Raw genomic sequence first — 15,711 nt, 5'->3', positions numbered from 1 at the left:
CGGAATGGCGATTGGCTCTGGCCTGTCCGGGTTCTTCCGGCGCGAGAAGTCCCTTGCGCTGGTGCCCTTTGCCGACGCGAAGCCGCGCAGTTTCGGCGGGTTGCTGTGCGACGGCGTGGTGGTGCTGAACCCGGGTTCGTTCGCCGCGCTGCTGGATGTGCAGGCGCGCCTGCAGGCGGAGCGGCCGGACATGCGGGTACTGCTGACGCTGAACGATCGGGTGCAGGCCGAATATACCTCCGGCCACGCCGTGGACATGCATGACCTGGACGTGGTGGCGGGGGAGGAATTCGTCGACCGGCCGCCGGAATTCGCGGTGCGCCTCGCCAATCTGCGGGCGAAGGCGGAAGGCGTGGCGGTGCCGCGCGAGGTGCTCGACTGGGAGACCAGCGGGGACAACAATGATCCGGTGACGATCAACCGCGATCCCGAGGCGGCGCTGCGGATCGACCGGGAGAAGGACTCGCTGGCGCAGTTCGTGCCGGTGACGCGGGCGGCCGACGCGCTGGCTGCCATGCCGAACGGCTATTTCGCGTCGGATCTCGATCCGATGCAGAGCCTGGCACTCGCTCGGCATCTGGAGGCCGAATATGGGCTGGGGCTGTTCGGGGTCGGCGCGAGCGTGCTCGGGTTCCGGCGGGCGGCGGTGATGGACGGCGCGGTCGCGGCGCGACTCGCGGGGGATGTTGCGGATTTCTATGCCGGAACGCCGGTGGGCGCGGCGGAGGCGCTGGCGGCGTTGCTGGCCGGGCGGGACTGGTTGCTGCTGCGCTATACGGAGAGTTGAGGGGGCGTTCCACTTCTGCTCCTCTCCCTGCAAGGGAGGGGCGGGGGTGGGTTGCGAGCGCAGCGAGCTCAGCAAAGCGTCGGCGAAAACAGAAAAGGCCGAGCATCGAGCCCTGCCTTTTCTAACCCACCCCTTGCCCCTCCGTTGCAGGGAGGGAATATGCACGGACGCCACGCGCAAAAAAAGGCCGCCCCGAAGGACGGCCGTGAAAGTCTTAGGAGAGGATGCCTGAAAGGCCCGATCTTTGTGCATCGCAGCGGTTTATATCGCAAGTGCGTAATGTTACCGGTAGCATTGCAAAAATTGCAACTGTCCAGCGTTGTCAGTTGCGAAAGTCAAAATATGATAATTGAGTGATGCCATGACCGTGCTGAAGCTGGACGATTTCCTTCCCTATCGCCTCTCGATCGCGTCGAACGCGGTGTCGGATGCCGTGGCGAGCGCCTATCGCGCGCTGTTCGGGCTCAAGATCCCCGAATGGCGGCTGGTGACGATCCTCGCCGAGGGCGGGGCGATGAGCCAGCAGGCGCTGTGCGGGCGAACCCGGATGGACAAGGTGACCGTCAGCAGGGCGGCGATCGCGCTTTCCGAACGCGGGCTGATCAGCCGGGCGAGCAATCCCGGTGACCAGCGCTCGCACTTGCTGACGCTGAGCAAGGCGGGCTGGGAGCTGTACGAGGAAGTCGCGCCCAAGGCCCTGCAGCTCGAGCGGCAGGTCTTCGCCGACTTCTCGACCGAGGAGCGGCAGCAGCTGCGCCAGATGCTGGACCGGATCGAGGCGGCGGTCGAGCGGCTGGAAGCAAAGGGTTGATCAGAGGGGCGGCTATCGCCTAAGCCGGACAGGCCCTCCCCAGGCGAACACTCGAGTATCGTGTCGCAGGAGGATTTTCATGACCGTCATTCGTTCCGGCCTGTCCGTCGCCGAGCCGCTTGCGCGCTTCGTCGAAGAGCGGGTGCTGCCCGGGCTCGACATCGCGGCCGAGGGGTGGTGGGCCGGCGTGGCGGAGATCTTCGCGCGATTCGCGCCGGAGAACCGGGCGCTGCTGGCGAAGCGCGATGCGATCCAGGCGATGATCGACGTGAACCCGGCGCTGTCGGGCGACGAGAAGTTCCTGCGCGACATCGGCTATCTGGTCGAGGCGCCGGCGCCGTTCGCGATCGGCACCCGCAATGTCGATCCCGAGATCGCGACGATGGCCGGGCCGCAGCTGGTGGTGCCGGCGCTAAATGCGCGGTTCGTGCTCAACGCCGCCAACGCGCGCTGGGGGAGCCTGTATGACGCGCTGTATGGCACCGATGCGCTGCCGGGGGGGGCGAAGCCGGGCGGCTATGACGCAGAGCGCGGCGCGCAGGTGATCGCCTATGCCAAGGCGTTCCTCGACAAGGCGGTTCCGCTGGCCATTGATTGGAGCGATCTCGTCCATCGCGATGAAATCGAACTATATCTTTGCGATCACCAGCAACAGGTGGGGTCGACTAAACGATCAATGCTGTTTCAGCATAACGGCCTTCACATCGAAGTGATTTTTGATCGCGAGCATCCGATCGGGCGCGACGATCCCGCAGGCATCGCCGATGTCGTGCTTGAGAGCGCGCTGACTGCGATCGTCGATCTCGAGGACTCGATCGCCGCGGTCGATGCCGAGGACAAGGTCGCGGCCTATGCCAATTGGCTGGGGCTGATGCGGGGCGATCTGGAGGAGAGATTCGACAAGGGCGGCAGGACGCTGACCCGCAGGCTCAATCCCGACCGCGGCGCGCTGCCCGGCCGCTCGCTGCTGTTCGTCCGTAATGTCGGGCATCTGATGACGACGCCGGCGGTGCACCTGGCGGATGGCAGCGCGGCGCCGGAAGGCGTGCTCGACGCGATCCTGACCAGCACGATCGCGCTCTATGACGTTCGCGGACTGGGCAGGTACCGCAACAGCCGTGCGGGCTCGATCTATATCGTGAAGCCCAAGATGCACGGGCCCGAGGAATGCGCCTTTACCGACGCGCTGTTCGACGCGGTCGAGGACCTGCTCGTGCTGCCGCGCCACACGATCAAGGTCGGCGTGATGGACGAGGAGCGGCGGACCTCGGCCAACCTCGCGGCGTGCATCCATGCGGTGAAGGACCGTATCGTCTTCATCAACACCGGCTTCCTCGATCGCACCGGCGACGAGATCCATACCAGCATGCGTGCCGGGCCGATGATCCCCAAGGGCGAGATGAAGGGGGCGGATTGGATCAAGGCCTATGAGGACCGCAATGTCCGCATCGGCCTAGCCTGCGGGCTTTCGGGCAAGGCGCAGATCGGCAAGGGGATGTGGGCGGCGCCCGATCGGATGGCAGACATGCTCGCCCAGAAGATCGCGCATCCGATGAGCGGGGCGAACACTGCCTGGGTGCCGAGCCCGACCGCGGCGACGCTGCATGCGCTCCACTATCACCATGTCGATGTGTTCGAGCGGCAGAAGGAGATTGCCGGCGAGGCGATCCCGCCGCTCAAGCCGTTGCTCACCGTGCCGCTGGCCGAGGGACGCAACTGGCAGGCCGAGGAAGTGGCGCAGGAGCTCGACAACAATGCCCAGGGCATATTGGGCTATGTCGTGCGCTGGATCGACCAGGGGGTGGGATGCTCCAAGGTGCCCGATATCCACGACGTGGGGCTGATGGAGGACCGCGCGACTTTGCGCATCTCCTCGCAGCACATGGCCAACTGGCTGCTCCACGGGGTGGCGCAGACGGCGGATGTCGATGCGGCGCTGACGCGGATGGCGGCCAAGGTCGATGCCCAGAATTCCGGCGATCCGCTCTACCGGCCGATGGCGGGGAATGAGGACACCAGCCTGGCCTTTCAGGCGGCGCGGGCACTGGTGTTCGAGGGGCTGGAGCAGCCGAACGGCTATACCGAACCACTTCTCCACAGATTTCGCGCTGAAGCGAAGGCGGTAGCACGCTGAAATCCCCCGGCTTTCGCAAAAACGGGGACCCAAAGCGCATTTGGGTCGTTACGCTTGCGAGAGGGCCGGGCTAGGAACGCGGTTCGAAAGGGAGCCGTTTGCGTAAAGGGGTGAAGCGGATTTGGCTGGCGGCGCTCGCCGGCACGGCATTCGTGCCGGGGCTTGCGCATGCCCAGATCTCCGATCCCAAGCCGGGGCAGGGGGCGCCGCCCTCCGGTCCGGCGCCGGCACCTTCCGCCAGCCCGACGCCGACGCCAGCCCCGTCGCAGGACGGCACCGTCGTCGTCGCCCCGGCCGATGAGAGCCCGATCGTTCCGGACGACCAGTTCGAGGCGGCGATGCCGAAGATCGAGGGCGACATCAACGCGCCGCTGGAGGCGATGCCGCCGCCCGGCGCGCCGGCCCCCGCGCCTGCGCCGGTGACCCAGGACCAGGCGGCGCAGCAGGTGAAGGACCAGGTCGAGCAGAGTTTCGCCGCTGCGCCCGCCGAGGACCCGGAATTCGCCAAACCGCTGCCGTCGCTCTCCGAGTTCAAGGTCGAGCCGCCGGTGGAGGACAAGGTCGCCGACAAGAAGGCGGTGACGATCCGCTACACGACGCATGAGGAAGGCCTGTCCGCGGTCGGGCTGGAAGGCCTGTTCGAGGACCTCTCCGCCCTGGAGAATGGCGGCGGCAAGGCGGCCAACAGCGCGATGGTCGCGGCGCGGGCGCGGGAGGACGAGCGGCTGGCGATCCGCCTGCTCAATTCGCGCGGCTATTATGACGCCACCGCGGTCTCGACGATCGACCAGGATCCCAAGACCCCGGGCATCGTCCGCGCGACGATCAGCGCGACGCCGGGACCGCTCTATCGGCTGGGCAATGTCACGGTGACGAGCGATCCCACCGTGCCGCCGGGGCTGTTGCTGCGCGAGTTGAACCTCAACCCCGGCGACCCGATCGAGGCCGAGCGGGTGCAGGGCGCCGAGGCCAATGTCGCGCTGCGTCTGCCGCAACAGGGCTATCCCTTCGTCAAGGTCGGGCAGCGCGACATCCTGCTCGATGAGGAAACCCATATCGGCGATTATGCGCTGCCGATCGCGTTGGGGCCGCGGGCGGTGTTCGGCGACATCCGCACCGAAGTGGGCAGTGGCACGCTTGCCGAGCAGGCGGCACGCGATGCCGAGCGCGCGGCGCGGCGTGGCGAGCGGGGGCAGCGCGGCGAACGGCGCCAGCGCCGGGCGCGCAAGCTGGTGTTCGACGCCGACCACATCCGCGTGCTGCGCCGCTACAAGCCGGGCGAACTGTATGACGTACGCGCGGTGGACGACCTGCGCGAGGCGATGATCGCCACTAGCCTGTTCTCCACCGTCTCGGTCGAGCCGGTGCGCACCGGGCAGGCGGGCCCGGACGGCACCGAGGTGGTCGATCTGCTCGTCCGCCAGAATCCGGGCAGGCCGCGCACGCTGGCGGCGGAGCTTGGCTATTCGACCGGGCAGGGCATCCGCCTGACCGGCAGCTGGACGCACCGCAACCTGTTCCCGCCCGAAGGCGCGCTGATCGTCGCGGGCGTGCTCGGCACGCAGGAGCAGGGGCTGACCACGACCTTCCGCCGCTCGAACGCCGGGCAGCGCGACCGGACCTTCCAGATCGCCGCGCAGCTCAACCACCAGGATTATGACGCATATGAGAGCTATACCGGCACGCTCTCGTTCCGGTATTCGCGCGATTCCACACCGATCTGGCAGAAGCGCTGGACCTATTATTACGGCGCCGAGCTGGTCGGATCGAACGAGGATCGCTGGAACTACAACCGCAACCAGCGCGATCGCGGCACCTGGCTGATCGCCGCTGCGCCGCTGTTCCTCGGCTATGACAGCTCGGACAATCTGCTGAACCCAACGCGCGGCTTCCGGATCAAGGGCAATGCCAGTCCGGAGACCTCGGTGCGCGGCGCGGCGCGGCCCTATGCGCGCTTCATGCTCGAGGGCACCTACTACCAGCCGGTATCGAGCAACATCGTGATTGCCGGGCGGGCGCGGGTGGGCTCGATCGTGGGCATCGCACGCGACGACCTGCCGCCCTCGCGCCGCTATTATTCCGGCGGCGGCGGATCGGTGCGCGGCTTCGGCTACCAGGAACTCGGCCCGCGCGCGCCGGACGGCAAGCCGGTGGGCGGACGCAGCTTCAACGAGTTCGCGATCGAGGCGCGCTATCGCTTCGGCAATTACGGCATCGTACCGTTCATCGATGCCGGCCAGGTCTATGAGGGCATCTACCCGACAGGGCAGAACATCCGCTTCGGCGCGGGTATCGGCGGGCGGCTCTACACCAATTTCGGCCCGATCCGCGTCGATGTGGCGACGCCGATCGCGCGCAAGCCGGGCGAGTCCAAGGTCTCGCTCTACATTTCGATCGGGCAGGCCTTCTGATGGCCGAGGAAACGCCCGAAGCCGTGGCTCCCGAGCCCGAGGTGGTGAAGGTCCGCCGGCCGCTTTGGCAGCGCGTGGTGAAGTGGACAGGGATCGCGCTCGCCGGCCTGGCGCTGGCGATCGGTGCGCTGGTGCTGGGGATCAATACCCAACCGGGCCGGCGCTTCGTCGCGGACCGGATCGCGGCGCTGACGCTGGGATCGGGGCTCAATTTCCGGATCGGGCGGATCGACGGGTCGCTCTATGGCGCGATGATCCTGCGCGACGTCCAGGTGCGCGACATCAAGGGCGTGTTCGCCACCTCCCGCGAGATCCGCGTCGACTGGCGACCCTTCGCCTATCTCAAGAACCGGATCGACGTGCGTAGCGCCACCAGTCCCGAGGTGAAGCTGCTGCGCATGCCGGCGCTCAAGCCTTCGGGCGACCCGAATGCGCCGCTGCTGCCCGACATCAACATCGATATCGGCCGGCTCGATGTGGCGCGGATCGATATCGCGAAGGAAGTCGACGGGCGGGCGCGCTATCTCGGGCGGCTGGCGGGCAAGGCGCATCTTGCCGATGGGCGTGCGCAGCTCGTGCTCGATGGCGGCACGCTCGCCGGGCCGAACGTGCCGGGTGGGGACAAGCTGGCGCTGACGCTGGACGCCACGCCGGACCAGAACCGCTTCGATGTCGACCTGAAGCTCGATGCGCCGGCCAAGGGGCTGGTTACCGGTTTGGCCGGGCTCGACGTACCGCTCACGGTCGCGGTGGCTGGCAAGGGTGACTGGGCGCGCTGGCAGGGCAAGGCGCTTGGTACCTTGGGCGGGGCACAACTCGCCAATCTCGATCTGATCGCGACCAATGGCCGCTTCCAGCTGCGCGGGCCGTTGCATCCCGGCGTGTGGCTGAAAGGGCCGGTCGAGCGGCTGGCCGCGCCGCAGTTCGATTTGGACCTAGACATGAAATGGGCCGACCGGATGGCGGACGGCGTGGTCAAGCTTCACTCCGATGCGCTGTCGGTCGAGGGCAAGGGCAAGATCGACCTCGGGCATAACCAGTTCCACGACTTCAAGGTCGATGCGATCCTGCTCAAGGCGGGCGCGATCGCGCCGAACCTGGTCGGGCGCTCGGTGCGCGCGTCGGTGGCGCTGGACGGGGCGTTCGACAGGCCTGTGGTCGATTACAAGCTCAGCGCCGGCGCGCTCGGCTTTGGGGAGACGGTGGCCGAGCAGCTCTATGCCGAGGGGAGGGCGCAGGTCGATGCCGATCGCATCCTGGTGCCGGTGCGGGCGCGGGCGAAGCGGGTCTCGGGGCTGAATGCCGCGGCGGGTGGGCTGGTGACCAACCTGACCGTCAATGGCGACCTGGCGATTTCGGGACAGCAGGTGCTGTCCGACAATCTGCGCATCCGATCGGACAAGATCGATGCGACTGCGATCATCGCCGCCGATGTCGGCAAGGGCCGCTATACCGGTGCGCTCAAGGGCCGCGTGAACGACTATCAGATCGATGGCGTGGGCATCGTCGACCTTAGGACCGATGCCGAGCTCTATGCTGCGCCGGGCGGCGGTTGGGGCATCAAGGGCCATATCGCCGGCAATTCACGCAAGATCTTCAGCGACGGCGCGCGCGAGTTCCTCGGCGGCAATGCCGTCGCCTCGGCGCGGCTGGTGCTCGATCCCAAGGGCGTGATCAGCATCAGCGACGTCAGGATGAAGGCGCCCAAGTTCCGCGTGCTGCGTGGGTCGGGACGCTATGATCCGGCGGGGCCGATCCTGATCAACGCCGATGCGGTGTCCGACCAGTACGGGCCGCTCACCGCGCGAGTGACGGGGACGCTCAATGCGCCGGTGGTGCTGCTCAAGGCACCGAAGCCTGGGCTGGGCATCGGCCTCGCCAATCTCGAGGCGCAGGTGCGCGGGAAGGGTAATGCCTGGGCGGTACTGGCCAAGGGCGACACCGATTACGGGCCTTTCAATGCCGACGTGCTGGTGCGGACCGGCAATAGACTGGCGATCGACATCAATGCCGGGCGCTTTGCCGGCATGGATATCATCGGCAAGGTCACCCAGACCGCCGCCGGACCGTTCGAGGGTGCGCTGGCGTTCAACGGGTCTGGCGTGGTCGGCCGCGCGGCGCTTTCGGCGCAGGGCAAGCTGCAGCGCGCGGATGTGAAGGCCACCGCCTCCAACGCCAAGATACCGGGCCAGGCGGGGCTGACGATCGGGCGGGCGCTGATCGACGGCAATATCGTGCTCGCTGAGACGCCGGAGATCAACGGCGACGTGCAGGTCGCCAACCTGCGCCAAGGCAATTTCGTGCTGAAGACCGCGCGGGCCAAGATCGCCTATGCCGGCGGCAACGGCACCGCCCAGCTCTTCGCCAATGGCTCGACCGGCGTTCCGTTCCAGATCGCCGCGAACGCGAAGCTGGCGCCGGACAACTGGCTGGTCGCGGTGCAGGGCAATGGCAGCGGCGTGAATTTCCACACCGTGCAGCCGGCGCGTATCGCGATCCGTGACGGTGTCTATCACCTGGCACCGACCCAGCTCGACTTCGACCGGGGCAAGGCGCGGATCGCCGGCAGCTATGGCAAGGGCATGGTGCTGCAGGCGCGGCTCGACAGCCTCGACCTGGCGGCGATCAACGCCTTCGTCCCCGATCTCGGCATCGGCGGCACCGCGACCGGCAGCCTCGACTTCGCCCAGGCCTCACCTGAGGCCTTCCCCAGCGCCGACGCGCGGCTGGAGATCACCGACTTCACCCGGGCGAGCCTGGCGAGCCTGTCGACCCCGGTGAACGTCAGCTTCGTCGGCAAGCTGCTGCCCAGTGGCGGCGACGCGCGCGCGCTGATCCGGCGCGGCAACACGACGATCGGACGCGTGGTCGCGACGCTCAGCCCGCTCGGGGCGGATGCCGGCTCCTGGACCGAGCGCATGTTCGCCGCGCCACTCTCGGGCGGCATCCGCTACAACGGGCCGGCGGCGGTGCCCTTCTCCCTGGCCGGGCTCTCGGGCCAGCAGCTCGACGGGCCGATCGGCATCGCGGCGGACTTCTCGGGCAAGCTCGAGGAGCCGCGGCTCACCGGCGTGGTCCGCGCGACCAACCTCACCTATGAGAACGAGAATTTCGGCACGCGGCTGACCGGCATGACGGTTGACGGCACCTTCTCGAACGACGCGTTCATCCTCAATTCGCTGGCTGCCAGGGCGGGCGACGGCACGGTGAAGACGCAGGGAAGGGTCAGCCTGTCCTCGGCGAACGGCTATCCGATCTCGATTACTGCGGACCTGAATAATGCCCGGCTGGCACGCAGCGACGCGCTGGGGGCGACGGCGACCGGGCAGATTACGATCACCAAGAACCCCGATGTCTCGAAGATCGAGGGCCGGCTGACCGTCCCCGAGGCGCATTACCAGATCATCCGCCAGGGCGCCGCCGAGGTGCCCGAGCTGACCGGCATCCGCCGCAAGCGCGCGACCGGGGAGGTCGAGGAGCCGGCCAGCGTGATCCGCCGCTCCTTCGGCGATTTCGACCTCAACCTGCGCATCAATGCCGATAACCGATTGTTCGTCACCGGCATGGGGCTGGAGTCCGAATGGCGCGCGCAGATCACGGTGCGCGGCACCACGCTGGCGCCCGACATCCGCGGCACCATGGAGATCGTGCGCGGCACCTACAGCTTCGCCAGCCGCCGCTTCGACATCAGCCGCGGCACGATCCGCTTCCAGGGATCGGCGCTGACCAATCCGAGCGTCGACATCCAGGCGAGTACCACGGCGGAGGGGATCACCGCGATCCTCACCGTTTCGGGCACCGCCCAGCAGCCGCAGATCGTGTTCAGCTCGACGCCGACCCTGCCGCAGGAGGAAGTGCTCGCCCGGCTGTTCTTCGGGACCAACGTGACGAACCTGTCGGCCACCGAGGCGATCCAGCTCGCCGCGGCGCTCCAGTCGCTGAGCGGCTCGGGCGGCGGGCTCAATCCGCTCGGCCAGCTCAAATCTGCCACCGGCATCGACCGGCTGCGTATCCTCGGCGCCGACGATGTCAGCGGGCGCGGCATGGCGCTGGCGGCGGGCAAATACCTGACCGACGACATCTATGTGGAGATCATCACCGACGCGCGTGGCTTCACCGCCACCCAGCTGGAGATATCGCTCAGCCGCACGCTGAGCCTGCTCTCGCAGGCGGGATCGTTCGGCGGGTCGAGCGTCAGCCTCAAATATTCGCGGGATTATTGAGCCGGCGCGTTTTCTGTTTACACTGGTGTAAACAGATCGGCGGGAGAGGGCGCATGGCCGAGCATTTCGACGTAGTGATCGTGGGAGCCGGCATCTCCGGCGTGAGCGCGGCCTGGCATCTCCAGAAGAACAGCCCGGACCGCAGCTATGTGGTGCTGGAGGGGCGCGAGCGGCTGGGTGGGACCTGGGACCTGTTTCGCTATCCGGGCATCCGCTCGGACTCGGACATGTTCACGCTGGGCTTTGCCTTCCGTCCCTGGACCGAGAGCAAGGCGATCGCCGACGGCCCTTCGATCCTCAACTATCTCGACGAGGCAGTGAAGGATTACGGCATCGACGAGCATATCCGCTATTCGACGCGGGTGACCGGCGCGTGCTGGTCGAGCGAAGATGCGCTGTGGACCGTCACCGCCGAGCGGGGTGGGGAGGTGTCTACCTTCACCTGTTCGTTCCTGTTCCTGTGCACCGGCTATTACAATTATGCCCGGGGCTACACGCCCGACTTTGCCGGGGCGGCGGACTTCAAGGGCCGGATCGTCCATCCGCAATTCTGGACCGAGGACATCGACTACAAGGACAAGCGCGTCGTGGTGATCGGCAGCGGCGCGACCGCCGTGACTTTGGTGCCCGAGCTGGCCAGGCAGGCGGCGCACGTCACCATGCTCCAGCGCTCGCCGACCTATATCGTCTCGCGGCCCTCGCAGGATGCCATCGCCAACTGGATGCGCGGGTGGATGCCGGCGATGACCGCCTATGGCCTGACGCGCTGGAAGAATGTGCTGCTCCAGCAATTCTTCTTCCGCCTCGCCCGCAACAACCCGGGAAAGACCCGCGAGCGGATCGTCCAGATGGTCCGCGACGAGCTGGGGCCGGACTATGATGTCGGCACCCATTTCACGCCCAGCTACAATCCCTGGGACCAGCGTGTCTGCCTGGTGCCCGATGCCGACCTGTTCGCCTCGATCAAGAGCGGCAAGGCCGAGGTGGTGACCGACACGATCGACCGCTTCACCGAGACCGGGCTCAAGCTCGGCTCGGGCAAGGAGCTCGCCGCCGACCTGGTCGTCACCGCGACCGGGCTCGAGATCCAGCTGTTCAGCGGCATGCCGATCACCGTGGACGGCAAGCTGTTCGAGCCCGGAAAGGCGATGACCTACAAGGGCATGATGTTCTCCGACGTGCCCAATTTCGCGATCGCGTTCGGCTACACCAATGCCAGCTGGACACTGAAGGCCGACTTGACCGCCAATTATGTCACCCGCCTGCTCAATGCGATGCGCAAGCGGGGCATGCGGCAGGTGACGCCGCGGCTGGCTGCGCCGGTGGAGGAAGTGCCGTTCCTCGACTTCACCTCGGGCTATGTCCAGCGCGCCTCGGACAAGCTGCCGCGCCAGGGGCACCGCAAGCCCTGGAGGCTGAACCAGAATTATGCCCGCGACGTGATGGCGCTCAAGTTCGGCGGTATCGACCAGGAGATGGAATTCTCCAATCCGGAGCCAGCGAAGAGGGCGGCTTAGATACTCCGTCATCCCCGCGAAGGCGGGGATCAAGAGTCCAAAGCGACGCGGCAGAGAAACGCTGGATCCCCGCCTTCGCGGGGATGACGAGTATTGGGTACTGCGAGAACCTAAAGCAGCGCCTTCGCCGCCGCTACGCCCGTGTTGTACGCCCCATGCGCTGTGGAGAATTCGTCGTCCGAGGTGGCTTCGCCGGCGAAGCGGATGCGGGGATCCGCGCCGGCGCGCAGCACTGCCCGGGCGCCGTGCTTGCCGGGCAGGGCGTGGCTGTAGCCGCCGAGCACATGGGTCTCGCGGCCCCAGGCCGAGCCGGCGACGAAGCGGAGCCGCTTGCGCCATTCGCTGCCCAGCAAGTGGACCAGTTCGCCGATGGCGAACTCGGCGGCGCCGTTCAGCCCTTCCTTTTCCATTGCCCGCGCGCCTTCGCCGCCGAGCATGCACTCGACCAGCGGGCGGCCGAAGGGCTTGAGCGTATAGGTGCCGGTCAGCGCGCTGCGCGGATTGCCGAGCAGATGGGCGTTGTCGTCGATCTCCTCGCCGCCTTCGAGCGTGAAGAACAGCTTGTCGGCGAGACCGAGCGGCAGTTCCGAAGCGGCGTGGAGGACCGCGTCGTGCCCGGGCAGGCGGATCGCGCCACTGGCCAGGACGTTGCTGGAAACGGTGACGATCGCAGCATTGGCGGTGATCGATCCGCGCGGCGTCTCGATGCGCAGCTGTTTGCCGGAGGTGTCGATCGCGGAAACCGGGGTAGCCAGCGCCACGGGCAGCGCCGCGGCGTGCGAGGAGACGAGTGCGCCATAGCCGTCGCAGACCCGCCAGTTGATGTCGAGCGAGGCCTCCTCATAGGCGAGCCAGTCGATCACCGACATCTCGCGCATCGGGGCGCCGTTGATATAGCCCGAGAGCGCCTCGAGCGCGGCGTTCCATTCGCCGTCCGTCGGCAACAGGTCGGAGGCGCGATCGCTTGGCGGCGGACTGCGCATCGCGTCCATGAACGCCTCGAACGCGGCCCAGAGCGCCTGCTGCTCCGCCCTGGAGGCGCCGAGCTCGTGCCACTGCTCGCCCCAGCGCGCGGGGGAACGATAGACTTCGAACCCGCGCGCCTCGGCGATCGTCGCCCAAGGGTTCTTGGTCGCAGAATGGAGCCAGCCGGCACCCATGTCGATCGGCAGGCCGGCGATGTGCACGGTATGGGCGCGACCGCCGAGCCGGTCCTGCGCCTCGAGCAGCAGCACGTCCCTGCCGGCATCGGCAAGGGTGCGCAGCGCACCGACACCCGCCGCGCCGCCGCCGATCACGACGATGTCGGCGCTGTTCTTCACGCTGCCGGCCGGCTCTTGAGCAGGGCCGAGCGCAGGCACTCGCAGACCACTTCGTCGCGCTGGTTGAGCATGCGGTGCCGCCAGGTGACGATGCCCTGGCCGGGGCGCGACTTGCTGGGGCGCAGCTCGATCACTTCGCTCGTCGCGCGCAGCGTGTCGCCGATGAACACCGGCTTCGGCATGCGCAACGCGTCATAGCCGAGATTGGCGACCAGCGTGCCGGCAGTGGTGTCTCCCACGGTGACGCCGACCATCAGGCTGAAGGTGAAGGTGCCGTTGACGAGGATCCGCCCGAACTCGCTCGCCCGCGCCGCCTCGGCATCGAGATGGAGCGGCTGGGTGTTGTGGGTCATGGTCGAGAACAGCAGGTTGTCGGTCTCCGTCACCGTGCGGCGGAGCTCGTGGGCGATCACGTCGCCGACCTGCCATTCGTCGTAGAACCTGCCTGCCATCTCGCTTCACTTCTCTTGTCGTCATCCCCGCGCAGGCGGGGATCCAGGGTAACAGAATACATACCTGTTTGGCTCTGGATCCCCGCCTGCGCGGGGATGACGGGTTAGGATTCCGCCTTCTCGACCTTCACCAGCAGCGCACCTTCGCTCACCTGGCTGCCCTGCGTCACGTTCAATTCGGCGATCGTGCCATCGAACGGCGCGGTGAGGCCATGCTCCATCTTCATCGCCTCGAGCGTGACGAGACGCTGGCCCTTGGTCACAGCTTCGCCCGCCGTGACTTCCACCGAGGTCACCCGGCCCGGCATCGGAGCGAGGATCGCGCCGTCGCCCGCAGAGGCGCCGGCGGTGCCGCTCGCGCGCGCCGGAGCGAACCGGTGCGGCCAGCCGCGATCGACGATCAGGGTTTCGTCCATGGCCTGCCAGAGTAGCGATCCCACCCCGAGGCGCGTGGAGCCGATCGTGGCGCTGTGCAGCTGGCCGTCGGCCAGCATCCAGATCTGCTTGTTGGGCGCCGCGTTCAAGCGGAAGCCTAACAGATCGCGTCGGACATCGATCAATTCGTCCGAATAGCGCCGTGGGTCGATCGCCGCGTCGGTGCCTCCAGCCTGCTTGAAGACGTTGATCGCTCCCATTTCGAGCAAGGGCGCGCTCAACTCGGCCCCGGCGATCAAACTATCGAGGCGCGAGGCGATAAACCCGGTATCGATCGAACCGCGCATCACGTCGGGGTGGCGCAATAGCGCCGCGAGGAACCCGGCATTGTTCTTCACCGGCCAGGTCAGCACCGAATCGCAGGTGAAGGCCAGTCGCTCCATCGCTTCGGCGCGCGTCGTACCGCGAGACACGAGCTTGGCGATCATCGGATCGTAGAAAGGCGAGACGGTATCCCCTGCACCCACGCCGGTCTCGATGCGCGCGACATCCTCGTCCAGGTGGAAATTGTCGAGCGTGCCGGTACTGGGCAGGAATCCGGTTATGGGGTCCTCGGCATAAAGCCGCGCTTCCATCGCCCAGCCGTTGATGGACAGTTCGTCCTGGCGGAGCGGCAGCGGTTCGCCCGAGGCGACGCGCAGCTGCCATTCGACCAGGTCCTGGCCGGTGATCTCCTCAGTCACCGGATGCTCGACCTGGAGGCGGGTGTTCATCTCCATGAACCAGATGCGGTCGGCGCGCAGGCCTTCGCTGGCATCGGCGATGAATTCGATCGTGCCGGCACCGACATAGTCGACCGCCTTGGCCGCGCGGACCGCGGCGGCGCAGATCGCCTCGCGGGTCTGCTCGTCCATGCCGGGGGCCGGGGCTTCCTCGATGACCTTCTGGTGGCGGCGCTGCAGCGAGCAGTCGCGCTCGAACAGGTGGACGACGTCACCATGCGTGTCGCCGAACACCTGCACTTCGATGTGGCGGGGCGCGAGGATGTACTTTTCGAGCAGCACCCGGTCGTCGCCGAACGAGCTGGCGGCTTCGCGCTGGCACGAGGCGAGGGCGTCGAGGAAATCGCCCGACGTTTCGACCAGCCGCATGCCCTTGCCGCCGCCGCCGGCGACGGCCTTGATCAGGACGGGATAGCCGATCGCGTCCGCCTCGGCCTTGAGCCGATCGGGGGACTGGTCCTCGCCGAGATAGCCGGGCGTGACCGGCACGCCGGCGGCGATCATCCGCGCCTTGGCGGCGTCCTTCAGGCCCATGGCGCGGATGCTGTCGGGCTTGGGACCCACCCAGACCAGCCCGGCGGCGATCACCGCCTCGGCGAAGTCGGCATTCTCGGAGAGAAAGCCATAGCCGGGGTGGATCGCCTCGGCGCCGGTCTGCTTCGCGGCGGCGATGATCTTCGCGCCGACCAGGTAGCTCTCGCGGGCGGGCGACGGGCCGATGTGCACGGCCTGGTCCGCCTGGCGGACGTGCAGCGCCTTCGCATCGGCGTCCGAATAGACCGCGACGGTGCGGATGCCGAGCGCGCGGGCGGTGCGGATGATGCGACAGGCGATCTCGCCGCGATTGGCGATCAGGAGGGACTTGATCATCGATATTCAACCATCTGGTTGTGCATT

The 15,711-nt window shown here is 67.2% G+C and carries 9 protein-coding genes; 6 read left to right on the top strand and 3 right to left on the bottom strand.

The genetic code is table 11. The annotated features are described in order from the left end of the window. The first annotated feature begins 4 nt into the window (after positions 1 to 4). The 6 genes from ACEN8G_RS10745 to ACEN8G_RS10720 all read left to right on the top strand — a co-directional run bounded on the left by ACEN8G_RS10745 (position 5) and on the right by ACEN8G_RS10720 (position 11,883). Positions 5 to 787: a hypothetical protein gene (locus ACEN8G_RS10745; protein ID WP_413416973.1), complete on the top strand. Its 783-nt coding sequence runs from the start codon at positions 5 to 7 to the stop codon at positions 785 to 787. Positions 788 to 1,148: 361 nt separating this feature from the next. Continuing rightward, positions 1,149 to 1,598 carry a MarR family winged helix-turn-helix transcriptional regulator gene (locus ACEN8G_RS10740; protein WP_413416975.1) on the top strand — a complete coding sequence of 150 codons (450 nt, stop codon included), beginning with the start codon at positions 1,149 to 1,151 and terminating at the stop codon, positions 1,596 to 1,598. Between the two features lie 79 nt (positions 1,599 to 1,677). Beyond that, a complete protein-coding gene (locus ACEN8G_RS10735; RefSeq protein ID WP_413416977.1) occupies positions 1,678 to 3,732 on the top strand; it encodes a malate synthase G in 2,055 nt (684 codons plus the stop codon). A gap of 110 nt (positions 3,733 to 3,842) precedes the next feature. Beyond that, complete coding sequence (locus ACEN8G_RS10730; protein WP_413416979.1) at positions 3,843 to 6,143, top strand: autotransporter assembly complex protein TamA; 2,301 nt, start codon at positions 3,843 to 3,845, stop codon at positions 6,141 to 6,143. Further along, positions 6,143 to 10,366, top strand: coding sequence for a translocation/assembly module TamB domain-containing protein (locus tag ACEN8G_RS10725; RefSeq protein WP_413416981.1), 4,224 nt, complete (start codon positions 6,143 to 6,145; stop codon positions 10,364 to 10,366). Before ACEN8G_RS10730 ends, ACEN8G_RS10725 begins: the two co-directional genes overlap by 1 nt. Positions 10,367 to 10,419: 53 nt before the next feature. Next, positions 10,420 to 11,883, top strand: coding sequence for a flavin-containing monooxygenase (locus ACEN8G_RS10720; RefSeq protein ID WP_413416983.1), 1,464 nt, complete (start codon positions 10,420 to 10,422; stop codon positions 11,881 to 11,883). Positions 11,884 to 11,993: 110 nt separating this feature from the next. On the opposite strand, the gene ACEN8G_RS10715 is transcribed toward ACEN8G_RS10720, so the two are convergent. The 3 genes from ACEN8G_RS10715 to ACEN8G_RS10705 form a co-directional block, all read right to left on the bottom strand. Further along, positions 11,994 to 13,205, bottom strand: a complete 1,212-nt coding sequence (locus tag ACEN8G_RS10715) for a flavin monoamine oxidase family protein (RefSeq protein WP_413416985.1) — start codon at positions 13,203 to 13,205, stop codon at positions 11,994 to 11,996. After that, the gene (locus tag ACEN8G_RS10710; RefSeq protein WP_413416987.1) at positions 13,202 to 13,657 is read right to left on the bottom strand and encodes a MaoC family dehydratase; all 456 of its coding nucleotides are present in this window, start codon (positions 13,655 to 13,657) and stop codon (positions 13,202 to 13,204) included. Before ACEN8G_RS10710 ends, ACEN8G_RS10715 begins: the two co-directional genes overlap by 4 nt. A 104-nt stretch (positions 13,658 to 13,761) precedes the next feature. Further along, positions 13,762 to 15,684: an acetyl/propionyl/methylcrotonyl-CoA carboxylase subunit alpha gene (locus ACEN8G_RS10705; RefSeq protein WP_413419295.1), complete on the bottom strand. Its 1,923-nt coding sequence runs from the start codon at positions 15,682 to 15,684 to the stop codon at positions 13,762 to 13,764. Positions 15,685 to 15,711: the final 27 nt, after the last annotated feature.

Source organism: Sphingomonas sp. Sphisp66 (assembly GCF_047324325.1).
Lineage (GTDB): Bacteria > Pseudomonadota > Alphaproteobacteria > Sphingomonadales > Sphingomonadaceae > Sphingomonas.
Note: the sequence above shows the minus strand (reverse complement) of the source record. Positions and strands in the feature narration are given on the sequence as shown.